Annotated in this window: 14 protein-coding genes, 1 tRNA gene and 1 pseudogene; 8 read left to right on the top strand and 8 right to left on the bottom strand. The window is 71.5% G+C overall.

Features of this window, described 5'->3' with window-relative positions:
- Positions 1-76: 76 nt before the first annotated feature.
- On the top strand, positions 77-1,408 hold the full coding sequence (locus tag KBX46_RS17315; protein WP_088946248.1) for an NAD(P)/FAD-dependent oxidoreductase: 1,332 nt from the start codon (positions 77-79) through the stop codon (positions 1,406-1,408).
- A gap of 179 nt (positions 1,409-1,587) precedes the next feature.
- Here the strand turns inward: KBX46_RS17315 and KBX46_RS17310 are convergent, their stop codons facing one another.
- Entirely contained in the window at positions 1,588-3,447 is a 1,860-nt protein-coding gene (locus KBX46_RS17310) for a hypothetical protein (RefSeq protein ID WP_210793233.1), read from the bottom strand.
- Between the two features lie 101 nt (positions 3,448-3,548).
- On the opposite strand from KBX46_RS17310, the gene KBX46_RS17305 reads away from it, so the two are divergent.
- The 4 genes from KBX46_RS17305 to KBX46_RS17290 all read left to right on the top strand — a co-directional run bounded on the left by KBX46_RS17305 (position 3,549) and on the right by KBX46_RS17290 (position 5,947).
- A tRNA-Leu gene (locus KBX46_RS17305) sits at positions 3,549-3,629 on the top strand.
- A 108-nt stretch (positions 3,630-3,737) separates the two neighbouring features.
- The gene (locus KBX46_RS17300) at positions 3,738-4,553 is read left to right on the top strand and encodes a Bax inhibitor-1/YccA family protein (protein WP_099850598.1); all 816 of its coding nucleotides are present in this window, start codon (positions 3,738-3,740) and stop codon (positions 4,551-4,553) included.
- A gap of 268 nt (positions 4,554-4,821) precedes the next feature.
- On the top strand, positions 4,822-5,580 hold the full coding sequence (locus KBX46_RS17295; protein ID WP_141907922.1) for a Bax inhibitor-1/YccA family protein: 759 nt from the start codon (positions 4,822-4,824) through the stop codon (positions 5,578-5,580).
- Positions 5,581-5,626: 46 nt separating this feature from the next.
- Positions 5,627-5,947, top strand: a complete 321-nt coding sequence (locus tag KBX46_RS17290; RefSeq protein ID WP_247667671.1) for a hypothetical protein — start codon at positions 5,627-5,629, stop codon at positions 5,945-5,947.
- 2 nt (positions 5,948-5,949) lie between these two features.
- Here KBX46_RS17290 and KBX46_RS17285 read toward each other — a convergent pair whose 3' ends face one another.
- From KBX46_RS17285 to KBX46_RS17275, 3 genes and pseudogenes are all read right to left on the bottom strand, one after another.
- Complete coding sequence (locus KBX46_RS17285; protein WP_210793232.1) at positions 5,950-7,212, bottom strand: acetyl-CoA C-acetyltransferase; 1,263 nt, start codon at positions 7,210-7,212, stop codon at positions 5,950-5,952.
- Between the two features lie 77 nt (positions 7,213-7,289).
- The gene (locus tag KBX46_RS17280) at positions 7,290-8,078 is read right to left on the bottom strand and encodes an SGNH/GDSL hydrolase family protein (RefSeq protein WP_370453071.1); all 789 of its coding nucleotides are present in this window, start codon (positions 8,076-8,078) and stop codon (positions 7,290-7,292) included.
- A pseudogene (locus tag KBX46_RS17275) lies at positions 8,070-9,148 on the bottom strand (SGNH/GDSL hydrolase family protein); the annotation flags it as partial. The gene KBX46_RS17280 and the pseudogene KBX46_RS17275, both read right to left, overlap by 9 nt.
- A gap of 150 nt (positions 9,149-9,298) precedes the next feature.
- Here KBX46_RS17275 and KBX46_RS17270 point away from each other — a divergent pair.
- Both KBX46_RS17270 and KBX46_RS17265 read left to right on the top strand, forming a co-directional pair.
- A complete protein-coding gene (locus tag KBX46_RS17270; RefSeq protein ID WP_088946255.1) occupies positions 9,299-9,655 on the top strand; it encodes a YkvA family protein in 357 nt (118 codons plus the stop codon).
- Positions 9,656-9,726: 71 nt separating this feature from the next.
- The gene (locus KBX46_RS17265) at positions 9,727-11,097 is read left to right on the top strand and encodes a cystathionine beta-synthase (RefSeq protein ID WP_210793231.1); all 1,371 of its coding nucleotides are present in this window, start codon (positions 9,727-9,729) and stop codon (positions 11,095-11,097) included.
- A 162-nt stretch (positions 11,098-11,259) separates the two neighbouring features.
- On the opposite strand, the gene KBX46_RS17260 is transcribed toward KBX46_RS17265, so the two are convergent.
- The 4 genes from KBX46_RS17260 to KBX46_RS17245 form a co-directional block, all read right to left on the bottom strand.
- Positions 11,260-11,769, bottom strand: coding sequence for a GNAT family N-acetyltransferase (locus KBX46_RS17260; protein ID WP_210793230.1), 510 nt, complete (start codon positions 11,767-11,769; stop codon positions 11,260-11,262).
- Positions 11,766-12,695, bottom strand: coding sequence for a ribonuclease Z (locus KBX46_RS17255; RefSeq protein ID WP_210793229.1), 930 nt, complete (start codon positions 12,693-12,695; stop codon positions 11,766-11,768). Before KBX46_RS17255 ends, KBX46_RS17260 begins: the two co-directional genes overlap by 4 nt.
- Positions 12,696-13,081: 386 nt before the next feature.
- Positions 13,082-13,744, bottom strand: coding sequence for a peptide-methionine (S)-S-oxide reductase MsrA (msrA, locus tag KBX46_RS17250; RefSeq protein ID WP_088946259.1), 663 nt, complete (start codon positions 13,742-13,744; stop codon positions 13,082-13,084).
- A 75-nt stretch (positions 13,745-13,819) separates the two neighbouring features.
- A complete protein-coding gene (locus KBX46_RS17245) occupies positions 13,820-14,242 on the bottom strand; it encodes an HIT family protein (protein WP_210793228.1) in 423 nt (140 codons plus the stop codon).
- A 119-nt stretch (positions 14,243-14,361) separates the two neighbouring features.
- Here KBX46_RS17245 and KBX46_RS17240 point away from each other — a divergent pair, with 119 nt between their 5' ends.
- On the top strand, positions 14,362-15,411 hold the full coding sequence (locus KBX46_RS17240; RefSeq protein ID WP_210793227.1) for a hypothetical protein: 1,050 nt from the start codon (positions 14,362-14,364) through the stop codon (positions 15,409-15,411).
- Positions 15,412-15,462 lie beyond the last annotated feature (51 nt).

The raw sequence follows: 15,462 nt of genomic DNA, 5'->3' as shown, positions 1-15,462 counted from the left end.
TCACATGGGTTGTGCTCCGTCACAGATGGGGGCCGCGAGCGGGATTACCTGAGCCGGCCGGGGAAAGATAGACAACGTGAATCCGAAGCGGATCCTTGTGGTGGGTGCCGGGCACGTCGGTCTGTACGCGGCGCTGCGCCTGTCGAAGAAGCTCAGCTCCCGTGAGGCTGAGGTCATGGTGGTGGATCCCCAGCCGCACATGACCTACCAGCCGTTCCTGCCGGAGGCGGCGGCGGGCAACATCTCCCCGCGGCACTCCGTGGTGCCCCTGCGGCGGGAGTTGCGTCGCTGCAAGATGGTGGCCGGCACTGTCACGCGGATCGAGCACGGCCGCAAGGTGGCTACCGTGCAGCCGATCAGCGGCCCGGCCCGGGAGATCACCTACGACCACGTGATCGTGGCGCCGGGTTCGGTCTCCCGCACTCTGCCGATCCCCGGCCTGCACGAGCAGGGCATCGGATTCAAGACCATCGGCGAGGCGATCTACCTGCGCAACCACGTACTGGACCGGCTCGACGTGGCTGCGGCCACGCCGGATCCGGACGTCCGTCGTGCGGCGCTGACCTTCACCTTCGTGGGCGGTGGGTACGCCGGCATCGAGGCGCTCGCCGAGATGGAGGACATGGCTCGCGACGCCCTGCGTTACTACCCGGAGCTCAAGCAGGACGAGGTTCGCTGGGTGCTGGTCGAGGCCACCCAGCGGGTGCTGCCCGAGGTCGACCGGGACATGGGCGCCTACACCGTCCAGCAGTTGATGAAGCGGAACATGGACATCCGGCTGGACACCCGGCTCGAGTCCTGCGTCGACGGGGTGGTCAAGCTCTCCGACGGTGACAGCTTCCGGTCCGACACGATCGTGTGGACGGCCGGCGTGAAGCCGTCGCCGATGCTGGACTCGACCGACTTCCCGCGCGACGACCGTCGGCGGATCACCTGCCTGCCCACTCTTCAGGTGGTCGACGGCGACCAGGTGGTCGAGGGCGCGTGGAGCGCCGGTGACTGCGCCGCCGTGCCGGACCTCACCAAGGAGCCGGGCAACTTCTGCTCGCCGAGCGCCCAGCACGCGGTGCGCCAAGCCGCTCGGATGGCCGACAACATCACGGCCGTGATCCGGGGCCGCGAGCCGGTCAACTACAAGCACAAGCACGTCGGCAGCGTCGCGAGCCTCGGGCTGCACAAGGGCGTCGCCCAGGTGTACGGGATCAAGATGACCGGCTGGCCAGCGTGGGTCATGCACCGGACGTACCACATGAGCCGGATCCCGTCGTTCAACCGCAAGGTCCGGGTGGTCGTGGACTGGTCGTTGGCGTTCTTCCTCAAGCGTGAGGTGGTGGCCCTCGGGCAGCTGCACGACCCGCGCGAGGAGTTCGTCGAGGCGTCCCAGCCGGTCGGCGCGCCGCGCGTCTGATCTCAGGTCTGCGAAAGGGCCCCTCCCGGTCGGGAGGGGCCCTTTCGTGCTGCGGTGCCGGCAGCACCCAGCCGATCATGGAGTTGTGGTGCCGGTTTGGTTCCACAGCGGGCGCTTTGTCACCCACCACAACTGCATGATCGACCCGGGCGGGGTGGGGTGGGGCGGGGTGGGTGGCGTCAGACGCGCCAGATCCAGGCGTCGGCGATCCGGGTGGCGGGGCCGTAGAGCTGCTCCAGGGTCGCGCGCAGACTCTCGGCGTGCGGGGCGTCGTCGGCCAACGCGATGCAGGAGGCACCCCAGAACTGGGCGTCCCGTGCGGCCTGGCGGCGCTGCTCGTCGCCGATGGCCGGTTGGTCACCGCGCCGGGCGACGTCCGCCAGCAGCGCGGAGGTGGGCTGCTTGAAGGTGCCCATCGCCGCGGTGCCACCCCGCCCGTACGGGCCGATGAAGAACCCTTCCGGCAGACCGAAGGCGGCGTCGGCAGCGGTCGCCCAGCGCATCGGCCAGGGCTCCTTCGGCGTCGGAAGCGGCACCGGGACGAGCACCCCGCCGGGGCGTACGCACTGCCGCCAGTGGCCGCCGCTGACGAATTCCGGCACGGCGGGCCGTTCGGCGGTCGGCAGCGGGGTCGGGAAGATCGGCAGCAGTGCCGCGCCGACGGCCAGGGGCACGAGCCGCCGTGCCCGGCCGGTGCCGCGTAGAGCCCGGTCGACCGCCAGCACCACCAGCGTCGCGATGATCGGCAGCAACGCCAGCGCGAATCGCATCGGCAACGCGCCGTCCACCACCGGCAGCCCGCCGATCAGGGCGTACGGGCCGGGCAGCGCTGTCCTGGTGCCGCCGAGCACCACCTCCGGGCCGAGCGAGAGTGCACCCATCACGAGGCCCGCCACGACGCAGGCGAGGACCAGTCGGCGTCGCCCGGCCCAGATCGCGCAGATCGCGGCGACCAGCAGCAGCGGCCAGCCGAGGAAGGTGTTGTACTCGGCCGGGCCGGTGGTCAGCCGGGCGGACTGGTCGCTGCCGGCCACCGACAGGGGGGAGATCGTCCACCAGCTGCTCAGGTCGGCGGAGAAGTAGGCCGGCGTGAACATCCCGTCGGCGACCCCCTGCGGGCCGGCGAACTGGAACCACAGCGGGTAGCCGAGCACCAGTAGGGCGAGCCCGGCGGCGATCGCCAGCCCGCCGGCGAAGCCGGGCAGCGCCCGCCGGGCCAGGTCCCGGTCCGCCACGGCGTAGCTGATCGCCATCACCAGCAGCGTGACGGCGGCGAGGAAGAGCACCTCCTCGCCGATGAAGACCTGCGCGGTGACTGCGGCCGCCAGTCCCGCCGCCGAGGTGAGCATCCGCCGGCGATCCGGCCCGGGCGACCGGTCGCGACCGGTCCGGTCGAGAGTCGTGGGCCCCGGGTCGGATGCCCGCAGCAGTCGGGCCACCAGCCAGACGATCACCGGCACCAGCCACTGGGCGGTCATGTGCAGGTGGCTGTTGGTCTGCGAGATCATGCCCGGGCCGAACCCGCAGAGCCCTCCGCCGAGCGCGGCCGCGAGCCGGCGGGCGCGCAGCGTCCGGTGGAACAGCAGGTACCAGGCGAAGGCCGTACCAGCTAGGTTGGCGGCGGCGAGCAGCGCGAAGGTGACCGGCGCGCCCAGCAGTACGGTGACCGGCGCGAAGACGATGCCCAGCGCGATCACCGTGGTGTTGGCCATCAGGTTGACGCCGTCGGGGGCGTTGAGACGGTCGGTGAGCAGGCCGAAGTCGCCGAGCAGCGCGCGGGCGTCGACGGCAAGGAACCACTCGTAGAGGGCCTGGTCCTCCGGATTGAGGGCCAGCGTGCGGCCAGCCGGGTTGGGCCACAACCCGTGGGTGACCCAGCCGGCCAGCACCGCGCAGACCAGAGCGGCCAGCAGATCCAGCCGGTGCCGACGGACGGCGGCCAGGAGCCGAACGGCCCGGGGCCGGCGGTTGACCTGATCGGCGAGGCGGAAGGCCTGCTCAGGGGCGGCGTCGGGGGCCGTGGGGGCTGCGCTGCTCACGGCATCGACCCTAATGTGACCGGCCCCACGGGGTACGTCGGGTCGCCGCAGACCCGCTACGGTGACATTGCATCGTGCGTGTCGGCGCGCCGGTGCCACCCGCCCGGGTGGTGGAAAGGCAGACACGGCCGCCTTAAAAGCGGCTGCCGAAAGGCGTGCGGGTTCGACCCCCGCCCCGGGCACCGGTCGGCTCCCACGCATTCTCATTCGTGATCACCAGGACTTGGCTGCGCCGTTTACTCTTGGAGGGCACGTTCACGTGCAAACGACCCCCTGAGGGAGGCCAGACAGTGAAGACCTCGAACCCGGTGCTCGCCCGGCTCGGCCAAGCGGCCGAGCGGGAGCGCTCCGCCGGGTACGCCCCGGCCGGGCCGTACGGACAGCCCGGCATTCCCCAGCAGTACCCGTCCCAGGCCGGTTACCCGGCTGCGCCGCCCACCGTGGCGCCCATGACCGTCGACGACGTGGTCGTCAAGACGGTCGCTCTGCTCGGCATCCTCGGCATCACCGCCGCGGCCGCCTGGGTGCTCGTGCCCGACTCGCTGGTCAGCACCGCCTGGATCGGCGCGGCGGTGGTCGGCCTGGTCCTTGGCCTGATCATCTCGTTCTCCCGGATGGCCAACCCGGCACTCGTCATCGCGTACGCGCTCGTCGAGGGCGTTTTCGTCGGCATGGTGAGCAAGGCGTTCGAGACGCGCTACGACGGCATCGTGCTCCAGGCCGCCGTGGCCAGCTTCGGCATCTTCTTCCTGATGGCGATGCTCTACAAGGCGAAGGTCATCCGGGCCACCCCGGCCTTCGTCAAGGGCATGATCGCGGTGATGGTCGGCCTCTTCGCCGTCATGCTGATCAACTTCGTGCTGGCCATGTTCGGCGTCAACACGGGCCTGCGTGACGGCAGCCCGCTGGCGATCGGTTTCAGCCTCGTCTGCATCGTGGTCGCCTCGTTGAGCTTCGTGCTCAGCTTCAAGGAGATCGAGGACGGCGTCCGGATGGGCCTGCCGCAGCGCTACTCCTGGGTGGCCGCGTTCGGCATCCTGGTCAGCCTGGTCTGGCTCTACATCGAGATCCTGCGCATGCTGAGCTACTTCCAGGGCGACGACTGACCTCGTCCGCTCTGCCGACCGGCGCCCGCTCCCGCTTTGGCGGGGGCGGGCGCCGTCGTTCGCACCGGGCCCGCCGTTTCGCCGCCAGCGCCGGGCCGCCCGGGGCAGAGTGACTGCAAGGGCGTGTGTCAAAGCCTCGGTCGAGCCGAGGCGGAGTCCAGGCGGCGGTCCGCCAATTCCCAACGCGGCCGGTCGTCGTCTGGGCCCGTCGCAGGCCGGCCAGGGGCTTTGACACACGCCCTGGGGTACGCGGGCGAAGGAGGCGGCGGTGCGCAGCAACAACCCGGTGCTCAACCGGCTGGACGAGACCGGCCGGGTGGAGGCCCGGGTGCTCGGCTCCCGCGACGTCGAGCCGATGACTGTCGACGACGTGGTGGTCCGTACCGTCGGACTGCTGGTCGTCACCGGCGCGACCGCGGCGGTGTCCTGGGTGGTGATCCCCGACGTGGCCTGGCTGGGTGCCGCGCTGGCCGGCAGCGCCCTCGCCTCGATCGCGCTGGTCCTGGTCATCTCGCTGCGGGGGATCACCAACCCGGTGCCGATCGTCGGCTACGCCCTGCTCCAGGGCCTGCTGCTGGGGGTGGCGAGCCGCGCGTTCGAGCAGGTCTATCCGGGCATCGTGGTGCAGGCGGTGGCCGGCACCTTCGGCGTCTTCCTCGGCATGGCGGCGCTCTACCGGGCCCGGGTGATCCGGGCGACGCCCCGGCTGGCTCGTCTGGTGATCGGCACGTTGCTCGGCATCGCCGTGCTCAGTGTCGTCAACCTGGTGTCGTACCTGATCTCCGGGCGACCGGGGCTGGAGGTCTACAGCGTCAGCGGGGAGGTCGGCTGGCTGCCGTACGCCTTCTCGGTGGTGGCCATCATCGCCGGGGCGTTCAGCTTCATCCTCGACTTCGACCTCGTCGAGCGTTCGGTGCTCGACGGTCGACCCCGCCGGTACGCGTGGCTGAGCGCGTTCGGCCTGCTCACCGGGTTGGTGTTCCTCTACTGGCAGCTGCTGCGGCTGCTCAGTTACCTGCGCCGCTGACCGGGCCGACCAGGCGCGGTCGGTGTCGGCCGTAGACTCGGCGGCGATGAGCGCAGCGGAGTTGGACAAGGCCATGCAGTTGCTGGTCCGTCAGATCGTGCACTGGCAGCAGCCGCGCTGGTCGGCCATCGCGACCGCCGGCAACGTGTCCCGCGCCGACCTGGTGCACCGTCTGGTGCAGGAGATCGCCAACCTGGACGCCGACGCCGAGGCAGAGCCGCGTCGGGTCGTGCCCCGGCTCGACAACGACCTTGCCCTGCCCGATCAGCTAAGGGTGGTGACAGCGGACCTGCTGGCCGCCGACCCGGGGGCCGAGGCGTTGGCCCGGGCCGCCGCCGAGGTGGCGGCGACCCGCAGCGCGCTCTGAGGTCAGTTCAACCGTTCGAGCACCATGGCCATGCCCTGGCCGCCGCCGACGCACATGGTCTCCAGACCGATGGTCTTGTCGTGCCACTCGAGGGCGTTGAGCAGGGTGCCGGTGATCCGTGCGCCGGTCATGCCGAACGGGTGACCGACCGCGATCGCGCCGCCCATCACGTTCAGCTTCTCCTCCGGGATGCCCAACTGGCGGTAGGAGGGGATGACCTGAGCGGCGAACGCCTCGTTGATCTCCACGAGGTCGACGTCGTCGATGGTCATGCCGGCCCGCTTCAGGGCCTGCCGGGACGCCTCGACGGGGCCGAGGCCCATGATCTCCGGCGACAGGGCGGTCACACCGGTGGAGACGATCCGGGCCAGCGGGGTGAGCCCGAGCTCCTCGGCCCGCTGGGCGCTCATCACCACCACGGCGGCCGCGCCGTCGTTGAGCGGGCAGCAGTTGCCCGCGGTGATCCGGCCGTCCGGGCGGAACACCGGCTTGAGACCGGAGACCGCGTCGAGCGTGACGCCGGCACGGGGACCGTCGTCGGTGCTCACCACGGTGCCGTTCGGCGTGGTGACCGGGGTGATCTCCCGGGCCCAGAAGCCGTCGGCGATGGCCTTCTCGGCGAGGTTCTGGCTGCGTACGCCGAACTCGTCCATGTCGGCGCGGCTCACGTCGTGCACCTGGGCCAGGTTTTCCGCGGTCTGCCCCATGGTCAGGTAGATGTCGGGCAGCTCACCGGCCTCGCGCGGGTCGGTCCACACCTCGGCGCCGCCCTGTGCACGGCGCTTCGAGCGCTCGGCCGCCGCGCCGAAGCGCGGGTTTTCCCAGCCGCCGCCGACGAGGGCCTGCGCATCGGGAGGCAGCCCGTCGGAGCTGCCCCGGGCGTAGCTGGAGACCATCTCCACGCCGGCGGAGACGAACACGTCGCCCTCGCCGGCCCGGATCGCGTGCATCGCCATCCGGGTGGTCTGCAACGACGAGGCGCAGTAGCGGGTCAGCGTGGCGCCGGGCACAGTGTCCAGACCGAGCAGTGTGGACACCACCCGGGCCATGTTGAAGCCCTGCTCGCCACCGGGCAGGCCACACCCGAGGTAGAGGTCGTCGATCGTGGTCGGGTCGAGCTGGGGGATCTTGTCCAGGGCGGCCTGGACGATGGTCGCGGCGAGGTCGTCGGAACGGACGTCGCGCAGGGACCCCTTGTGCGCCCGGCCGATGGGGGAGCGGGCGGTGGCGACGATGACGGCGTCGCGGGACGACTCAATCGGCATGGACCAACGTTAACCCGCCGGTAACATGCGCGGAAGAAGCCGGCGCGGCGGGAAATGTCACCCTGACCGGGAACGATCTAGCGCCGGGTGGCGACCGTCGCGGCGGCGGCGACGGCGGGCAGCAGCGCGTGCGCCCACACCCGGTAACCGTCGGCGGAGGGGTGGAAGCCGTCGTGGCAGAGCGTCCCCGCATCGGCCCGGAACACCGGCCCGGTCTCGGTGCCCAGGTCGACCACCGAGCCGCCAGCGTCCAGCACGGCCGTGGTCTGCGCACGGGCCATCCGCCGCCCGGACCAGCCGACCACCTGGCGCAGCGGAGGCGCGATGGCACGCACCGCGCCGAGGTCGGGGCACGTGCCCACCACCACCTCGACCCGCGCCTCCCGCAGGCGGTGCACCGCGGCAGCGAGATAGGCCGCGGAGTCGACCGGCCGGCGCAGCCCGGTGGCGTCGTTCGCGCCGATCAGGATCAGCGCCACGTCGGGCCGCTCACCGAGCAGGGCCCGGGCCACCTGGGTGGCCAGGTCGGTCGAACGGGACCCGGAGACGCCGACGCTGGACAGGTGCACCCGCCGGCCCGTCGGGCCCTCGGCGAGCAGGTTGGCCAACTGCCCGCCGATGGTGTCCTCAAGCCGGTCGACACCCACGCCCAGCGCTGACGAGTCACCGAGCAGCACCAGCCGCAACGGCGGAGCGCCAGCCCGGCCGATCGTGGCCCGCAGGGCCAGCCCCAGCTCCGGTTGGGCGTACCGCCGGTGCCGGGCCACGAACGCCTCGCCGGCCAGGACGGCGGCACCGCCGACGGTGCCGGTGAGCAGCGAGAACGCCGCTGCCCGACCCAGTCGGCCGGCGAGGCCGGAGATCACGCCCCGCTCGCTGCGCTCGTTCATGCCAGTCCCTCCACTGTCGAGGTGTCCGAGGCGGACCCGTGCGGCACCGCACCGACACCGAAGAACGCCCGCCGGCGCAACTGCGCCCACCGGCCCGCCGGCCCTCGGTCGCGGCCCCGGACCTGGGTGCCGCTGACCTCCGTGCCGGCGTGCCGGGCCGCCTGCTGCGCGGCCTCCGGCAGCGACCGTACGCCCTCGCCCCGGGTCGGTGTGGCCCGTCGTTCCTGCCCAGCGCCGAGCGCGGAGAGCATCGTCGGCAGGAGCGCTGCAGCGGCCATCGCGTACCCCTCGGCGGAGGGATGGAACCGGTCCCAGGCGAACATCCGGGTCGGCTCGGCGGTGAACCGGGGGCCGAGCAGATCACCGAGGGAGACCGTCCAACCGCCGGCCTCGACCACCGCGACCGTCTGGGCCGCGGCGAGTTGGCGGCTCCACCGGTGCGCCAGCCACCGCAGCGGCGGTTGGATCGGGCGGATCGCGCCCAGGTCAGGGCAGGTGCCGACGACCACCTCGCAGCCGGCGTCGCGCAGCGTGTGCACCGCCTCGACCAGGTAGCGCACCGCCAGCCCACGGGGGGTGCGGTTGGTGATGTCGTTGCCGCCGATGAGGATCACCGCGATGTCGGGTCGGCACTCCAGCGCCGCCTCCACCTGGTGCCGCAGCGCCGAGGAGATGGCACCGACCACCGCGAAGCGGTGCAGTCGCACTGGTCGGTGCAGCCGACGGGACAGGCCGGTGGCGAGCAGCGCGCCAGGTGTCTCCCGGCGACGGTGCACCCCGTAGCCGGCCGCCGAGGAGTCACCGAGCACGACCATGGTGAGCGCGGGACCGGGGAACTTTGCGCCGTACGTCCCGTCGCAGCGTGGCGGCGGTGCCTCGGCCATCGGGATGGTGCGTCGGGCCTGCCGGGCCTGGCCGAGCAGCACGCCGCCGGTCGCCACCGCGGCCGCCGCGGTGGCACCCGTCCCGATGGCCGCCAGGCGGGCGAACCGCCGGGCCTGCCGCCAGTGCTCTCCGCCGGGTACGACGGAATCAGCCACCCCCATACCACGACATTATCGCGCCGGTCCGACACGCCGCTGTCGTCGCGACGCCACTCAGGTGCCTGGAAACCGACGCGACGGGGTATCTGTCCAGGAGAGGCCGGCCGACTTGCGCCGACCCGCCACGCTGATCCGGCGGAGAGGAGCGCGACGATGGGGAAGACACTGAAGCGCAGCGCGGCGTTCACGGCCCTCGCGCGGGCACTGGCGGCTGGGGCCCGTGGTGGGCCGTCGTTGGGCACGCGGTTGGCCGCGCTGCCCCGGATGATCCGGGCCACCACCAAGGGGGAGTACGACGGCGGCCTGCGACTGGCCCTGATGACCGCCGCCACGGCGTACATCGTCTCGCCGATCGACCTGCTGCCGGAGATCCCGCTGGCGATCTTCGGGCTCGCCGACGACGCGGTCATGATCACCTGGCTGGCGGGCAGCGTGCTCGCCGAGACCGATCGCTTCCTGGAGTGGGAAGCCCGCCGCAGCTCGGTCATCCCCGGGGGGCTGGTGCCCTGACGGCACGTACGCTGGACGCGAGGAAACGTCTGCCCGGCCGCGGTCGCCGGCGCCGCAACGAAGGGCACACCGTGCAGTACTACGACAACGTCGTCGACATGATCGGCAACACCCCGCTGGTACGTCTGCGTAACGTCACCGAGGGCATCCAGGCCACCGTGCTGGCCAAGGTGGAGTACGTCAACCCGGGCGGCTCGGTGAAGGACCGGATCGCGCTGCGGATGGTGGAGGACGCCGAGGCCGCCGGCCTGCTCAAGCCCGGCGGCACCATCGTCGAGCCGACCAGCGGCAACACCGGCGTCGGGCTGGCCCTGGTGGCCCAGCTCAAGGGCTACAAGTGCGTCTTCGTCTGCCCCGACAAGGTCAGCCAGGACAAGCAGGACGTGCTCCGGGCATACGGCGCCGAGGTGGTGGTCTGCCCGACCGCTGTCGCTCCGGAGGACCCGCGCTCGTACTACAACGTCTCCGACCGGCTGACCCGGGAGATCCCCGGCGCCTGGAAGCCCAACCAGTACAGCAACCCGGCCAACCCGCGCTCGCACTACGAGACCACCGGCCCGGAGCTGTGGAAGCAGACCGAGGGCGGGCTCACCCACTTCGTGACCGGCGTGGGCACCGGCGGCACGATCTCCGGCATCGGGCGCTACCTCAAGGAGGCCTCCGAGGGTCGGGTGCGCATCATCGGAGCCGACCCGGAAGGTTCGGTCTACTCCGGGGGCACCGGCCGTCCGTACCTGGTGGAGGGCGTCGGCGAGGACTTCTGGCCGGAGACGTACGACCAGGGTGTCGCCGACGAGATCGTCGAGGTGTCCGACAAGGCGTCCTTCGAGATGACCCGGCGGTTGGCCCGTGAGGAAGGGCTGCTGGTCGGTGGCTCCTGCGGGATGGCGGTGGTCGCCGCGCTGGAGGTCGCCCGCAAGGCCGGCCCGGACGACGTGGTGGTGGTGCTGCTGCCGGACGGCGGCCGGGGCTACCTCTCGAAGATCTTCAACGACTCGTGGATGGCCCGGTACGGCTTCCTCGACAACTCCGGCGCCGAGCCGACAGTGGCCGACGCGCTGGCCAGCAAGCCGGGCGCGCTGCCCGAGCTGGTGCACGTGCACCCGACCGAGACGGTCCGTGACGCGATCGACTACATGCGGGAGTACGGCGTCTCGCAGCTGCCGGTGCTCAAGGCCGAGCCGCCGGTGGTGACCGGTGAGGTCGCCGGCTCGATCGCCGAGCGGGACCTGCTCGACGCGCTCTTCACCGGCCAGGCCCACCTGCACGACACCATCGAGCGGCACATGGGCGACCCGCTGCCGATGATCGGTGGCGGTCAGCCGGTCAGCGAGGCCGTCGGCCTGCTGGAGAAGTCCGACGCCGCGCTCGTCCTGGTCGACGGCAAGCCCAAGGGCGTCCTCACCCGCCAGGACCTCCTGGCCCACCTCGGCGCCCACTGAGTCCCGTCCCGGTGCCCCGCCTGCGGGCGGGGCGCCGGGCGCCCTGTCGCGCCCTTTGCTCTGCATACGCATACGCACCACCCACGATCACGGCCACGGTCACGGTCACGGCCACCGCTGGTGCTTATTGGTAAGCAGAGCAAAGGCGCGGGCGAGGACTGCTCAGAGAGGGCGGGCGTAGCGCAGTTGAAGTGTGGGGGCAAGGCCGATCTGCTCCTCACGCTCCGCTCCGGTCGGGGTCCAGCCGCCGCGTTGGTAGAAGGCGCGGGCGTGGGAGTTGTCCCGGAGCACCCAGAGCACCGCCCGCTGCCATCCTCGCGCCCGCATGGCGTCCAGCGCGTCCACCATCAGCGCGCGGCCGACGCCCCGGCCCTGCTCGACCGGGTCGAGATGGATCGCGTTGAGCAGCCCGGTGGCCGGGTCGTCCTCGTCGTCCGGGCCCAGGTAGCTGAACCCGGCCAGCGTCCCGGCCCGTTCGGCCACGAACATCCGGTGGGTGTCCCGCTCCCATTGCCACCGCTCGACCCAGTAGCGCCCCATCGCCTCTTGCGTCGGGTCGGCCAGCGCCTCGGCCGGCAGGAACGAGGAGTATGTGGCGACCCGGGAGCGTTGGTGCAGGGCGCCCACCGCCATCAGGTCGTCACCGGTTGCTGGGCGGAGCGTGACGGTCATCCGGCCGAGGCTACCCGGCGGGGTGGGAGCTGCACCACGGTCAGGTCCTCGGCGATGATCAGGTCACCGTCGAAGTGCGCGCGTGCCTCGTCGTGGAACCGGCGCGGGTCGGAGTAGCGCTGGGAGAAGTGGGTGAGCACGAGCCGGCGTACACCGGACTCGGTCGCCACCCGGGCGGCCTGCGCCGCGGTCAGGTGGCCGACCTCGGCGGCGAGCGCGGCCTCCGACTCCAGGAACGTCGACTCGATGACCAGCAGGTCGGCGTGCTCGGCGAGGGCGTACACCCCGTCGCAGAGGCCGGTGTCCATCACGAACGCGAACCGCTGCCCCGGCCGGGGCTCGCTCACCTCGTCGCGAGTGACGCGACGTCCGTCGAGGTCCAGGTGCCCGACGCGGATCAGCTCGCCGACAGCCGGCCCGGCGATGCCGTACGCGGTCAGCTTCTCCGGCAGCATCCGGTGGCCGTCCGGCTCGACCAGCCGGTAGCCGTACGTCTCGATGGGGTGCCGCAGTCGGCGTGCCTCCAACGTGCCGCAGCTCAGCGCGATCCGTTGCCCGTCCGTCTCGATCGGGGTCACCTGGAGTTCGGCGGTCTCGTAGAAGGAGGTCGCGTGCCGGAGCCGGGCGAAGTATTCGGCCCCGCCGGCCGGGAAGTGCACGGCGACCGGGTGTGGCACCCGGTCCAGGGAGAGTCGCTGGATGGTGCCGGGCAGGCCGAGGCAGTGGTCGCCGTGGAAGTGGGTGATGCAGATCCGGGTCAGGTCGGTGGCGGTGACACTGGTGTGCAGGAGCTGACGCTGGCTGCCCTCACCCGGGTCGAAGAGGATCACCTCGTCGTCCCAGCGCAACACGTACCCGTTGTGGTTGCGCTGACGGGTCGGCGCCTGGCTGGCCGTCCCGAGCACCACCAGCTCGCGCATGGACATCGCCGGTCCTCCGGATATATCGCCGGTCCTCCGGATATGGAGCGACCCCCGGGGCGCTCCGCGCTGTTGCGCGGGCCGGCTGGACTTGGCCGGCACCCCGGGGGTCGGGTGGCTGTCGTGGATTCGCCGCACCGCTGCCACACGGTCTCGACGATGGTGCTGTTGCCCACCTTGCGGCGGGCCGATCACTGTCGAGGACAGCGGCTAGCTGACAGCCACCTCACGAGTCCGATTGCTATACAAGTCTGGACCACCTCCCTTCACGTGTACGGCCACGTTATCGAGTTCCCGGCGGGCTCGGCAACGGATTTCGATCACACGGTCAGATGGGAATGCCCGGCCGCCTCATCGGCGGCCGGGCATCACGCTGGTGCAGGTGGCGGTGGTCAGCCGGCGACTCGGGCCACGCCGACCGGGCAGCTCAGCCCGTTCGGGCCGTGGTTGCAGTAGCCGTTCGGGTTCTTGGTCGGCGCCAGATACTGCTGGTGGTAGTCCTCGGCGAAGTAGTAGCTGCCGAGCGGGGCGATCTCGGTGGTGATCTCACCCTTGCCGGCGCGCGTCACGATCGGCTGGAACGCGTCCCGGGACGACTCCGCGATGGCCCGCTGCTCGTCGGTGGTCGTGTAGATCGCCGACCGGTACTGGGTGCCCACGTCGTTGCCCTGGCGCATGCCCTGGGTCGGGTCGTGGTTCTCCCAGAAGACCTTCAGCAGGTCCTCATAAGTGATCTTGCTGGGGTCGTACACCACCTGGACGACCTCGGCGTGCCCGGTCCGGCCGGAACACGTCTCCTCGTACGTCGGGTTCTTGGTGACGCCACCCGCGTAGCCGGCGGAGGTGGTGTAGACACCGGGCAGCGTCCAGAACAGCCGCTCGGCGCCCCAGAAACAGCCCATGCCGAAGACCGCGACCTGCAGGCCCTCCGGGAACGGGCCCTTCAGCGGGGTGCCCAGCACCTCGTGGCGGTCGGCGACCGGCATGGCGATCGGACGGCCCGGCAGGGCCTGGTCGGGCGAAACCATCTCGGCGTTCATACGGCGCAAAAACACGTGGGGATCTCCTCTCGTACCTCTCCCAGCGTGTAACACCGGTGGGTCCACCTTCCTTACCCGCGCCGGTGTGAGTCAGGCCCCGCCCGGGAGTGCGGCGGCGACCCGGTCCGCGTGCGTCCGGGCGTCGGCGTCGTCCTCGTAGCGGGTACGCGGCCAGAAGAAGCCCCGCAGTCCGTCGCCCTTGGTCCGTGGAACCACGTGGGTGTGCAGGTGCGGGACGGACTGGGACACCTTGTTGTTCATCGCCACGAACGTCCCACCGGCCCCCAGACCGGTCTCCACTGCCACCGCCAGGCGCTGGACCAGCGCGAAGTAGCCGGGCAGCAGGTCGGACCGCAACTCGGCCAGGGTCACCAGGTGAACCCGGGGGACCACCAGCACATGCCCCTTGAACACCGGCCGAGTGTCCAGGAACGCCACCCCGTCCGGGGTGTCGGCGACCTTGAAGGCCGGCACCTCACCCGCCACGATCCCGCAGAACACGCACCCGCTCATCCGCCCAGGCTAGGCGGCGGCCCGGAGGGACGCGGGCCCCCCACGCCCGCACCGCCTGTGGTACTCATCTATCGAAATAAATCAGTGCAGGTGTGACCTGCGCTCCGAAAGGACGAACCTTGCAGATCAGAAGAGGCGCCACCGTGGCCCTGGCGGCACTGACCGCCGGGCTGCTCACCGGCGCGTTCCCGGGCCCCGCCGTGGCGGCTGCCACGCCGACCGCCACCCCGCTGCCGCTGACCCAGGTGGCCGACGTGGTGTCCGCCGGCGACCGGGTCTTCGTCAGCGGTGGCCGCTCCTCCACCGACGTCGTGGTGACCAGCGCGACCGGCGCTCTCGTCGGCACCCTGGCCGACCTGCCCGGCCCCACCGACCTGCTGCTCAGCGCCGACCGGCAGACCCTCTACGTGGCGCTGCCCAGCGCCAACGCCATCGCCGCCTTCGACACCGGCTCCCTGATCGAGTCGGCCCGCTACGACACCGGCGTGGGCGAGTGCCCGTCGTCACTGGCGTTGACCGGCCGGTACCTGTGGTTCGGCTACGGCTGCGACCAGTGGGGTGGCAACATCGGCCGGATCGACCTGGGACGCCAGCCGGCCCGGGTGACCACGGGGATGGCCACCACCCAGGACTTCTACGGCGCTCCGCTGCTGGCCGCTGCCAGCCAGAACCGTTCGGTGCTGCTGGCCGGGCAGGCGGGGTTGAGCCCGGCGTCGGTCTACGCGTACGCGATCGGAGCGGGGGGAGCACTGACCCTGCTACGGGCGAACGACTGGACGGCGATCGGCAGCAACCTGCAGGACATCGCCCTCGACCCGACCGGTACCACCCTCTACACCGCCTCCGGTGCCCCGTACGAGGTGCAGGCGTTCCCGTTCGCCGACATCAGCATCCCCTCGGCGACCTACCAGACCGGTGCGTACCCGAATGCCGTCGAGGTGTCCCGCGACGGCAGCCGGATCGCCGCCGGAGCGGACGCCACGTACGCGCCGGACGTGTTCCTCTTCCGGTCGGACGGCACCGCGTTGGCCCAGTTCGAGCTGGGCGACGAACTCAGCCCGGGCGCGTTGGCCTGGGCGCCCAACGGAGCCCGGGTCTATGCGGTCTCCTACGACTGGACCGGGGCCAACCCGGCCACCCTGCACGTCCTGCCCGTCCCGGCCACCTGACCGGGCCCCGGAAGCACGGGGGCCGGGCCGGTTGGTCCGGCCCCCGCCTGG

The organism is Micromonospora sp. C81, assembly GCF_018070425.1.
Lineage (GTDB): Bacteria > Actinomycetota > Actinomycetes > Mycobacteriales > Micromonosporaceae > Micromonospora > Micromonospora zamorensis.
Note: the sequence above shows the minus strand (reverse complement) of the source record. Positions and strands in the feature narration are given on the sequence as shown.

Bases quoted from the DNA above. Each gene is read 5' to 3' on its own strand.
- KBX46_RS17290 (WP_247667671.1), top strand. From the start codon at position 5,627: ATGAGCGCAGCGGAGTTGGACAAGGCCATGCAGTTGCTGGTCCGTCAG.
- KBX46_RS17285 (WP_210793232.1), bottom strand. From the start codon at position 7,212: ATGCCGATTGAGTCGTCCCGCGACGCCGTCATCGTCGCCACCGCCCGC.
- KBX46_RS17270 (WP_088946255.1), top strand. From the start codon at position 9,299: ATGGGGAAGACACTGAAGCGCAGCGCGGCGTTCACGGCCCTCGCGCGG.
- KBX46_RS17260 (WP_210793230.1), bottom strand. From the start codon at position 11,769: ATGACCGTCACGCTCCGCCCAGCAACCGGTGACGACCTGATGGCGGTG.
- KBX46_RS17255 (WP_210793229.1), bottom strand. From the start codon at position 12,695: ATGTCCATGCGCGAGCTGGTGGTGCTCGGGACGGCCAGCCAGGCGCCG.
- KBX46_RS17245 (WP_210793228.1), bottom strand. From the start codon at position 14,242: ATGAGCGGGTGCGTGTTCTGCGGGATCGTGGCGGGTGAGGTGCCGGCC.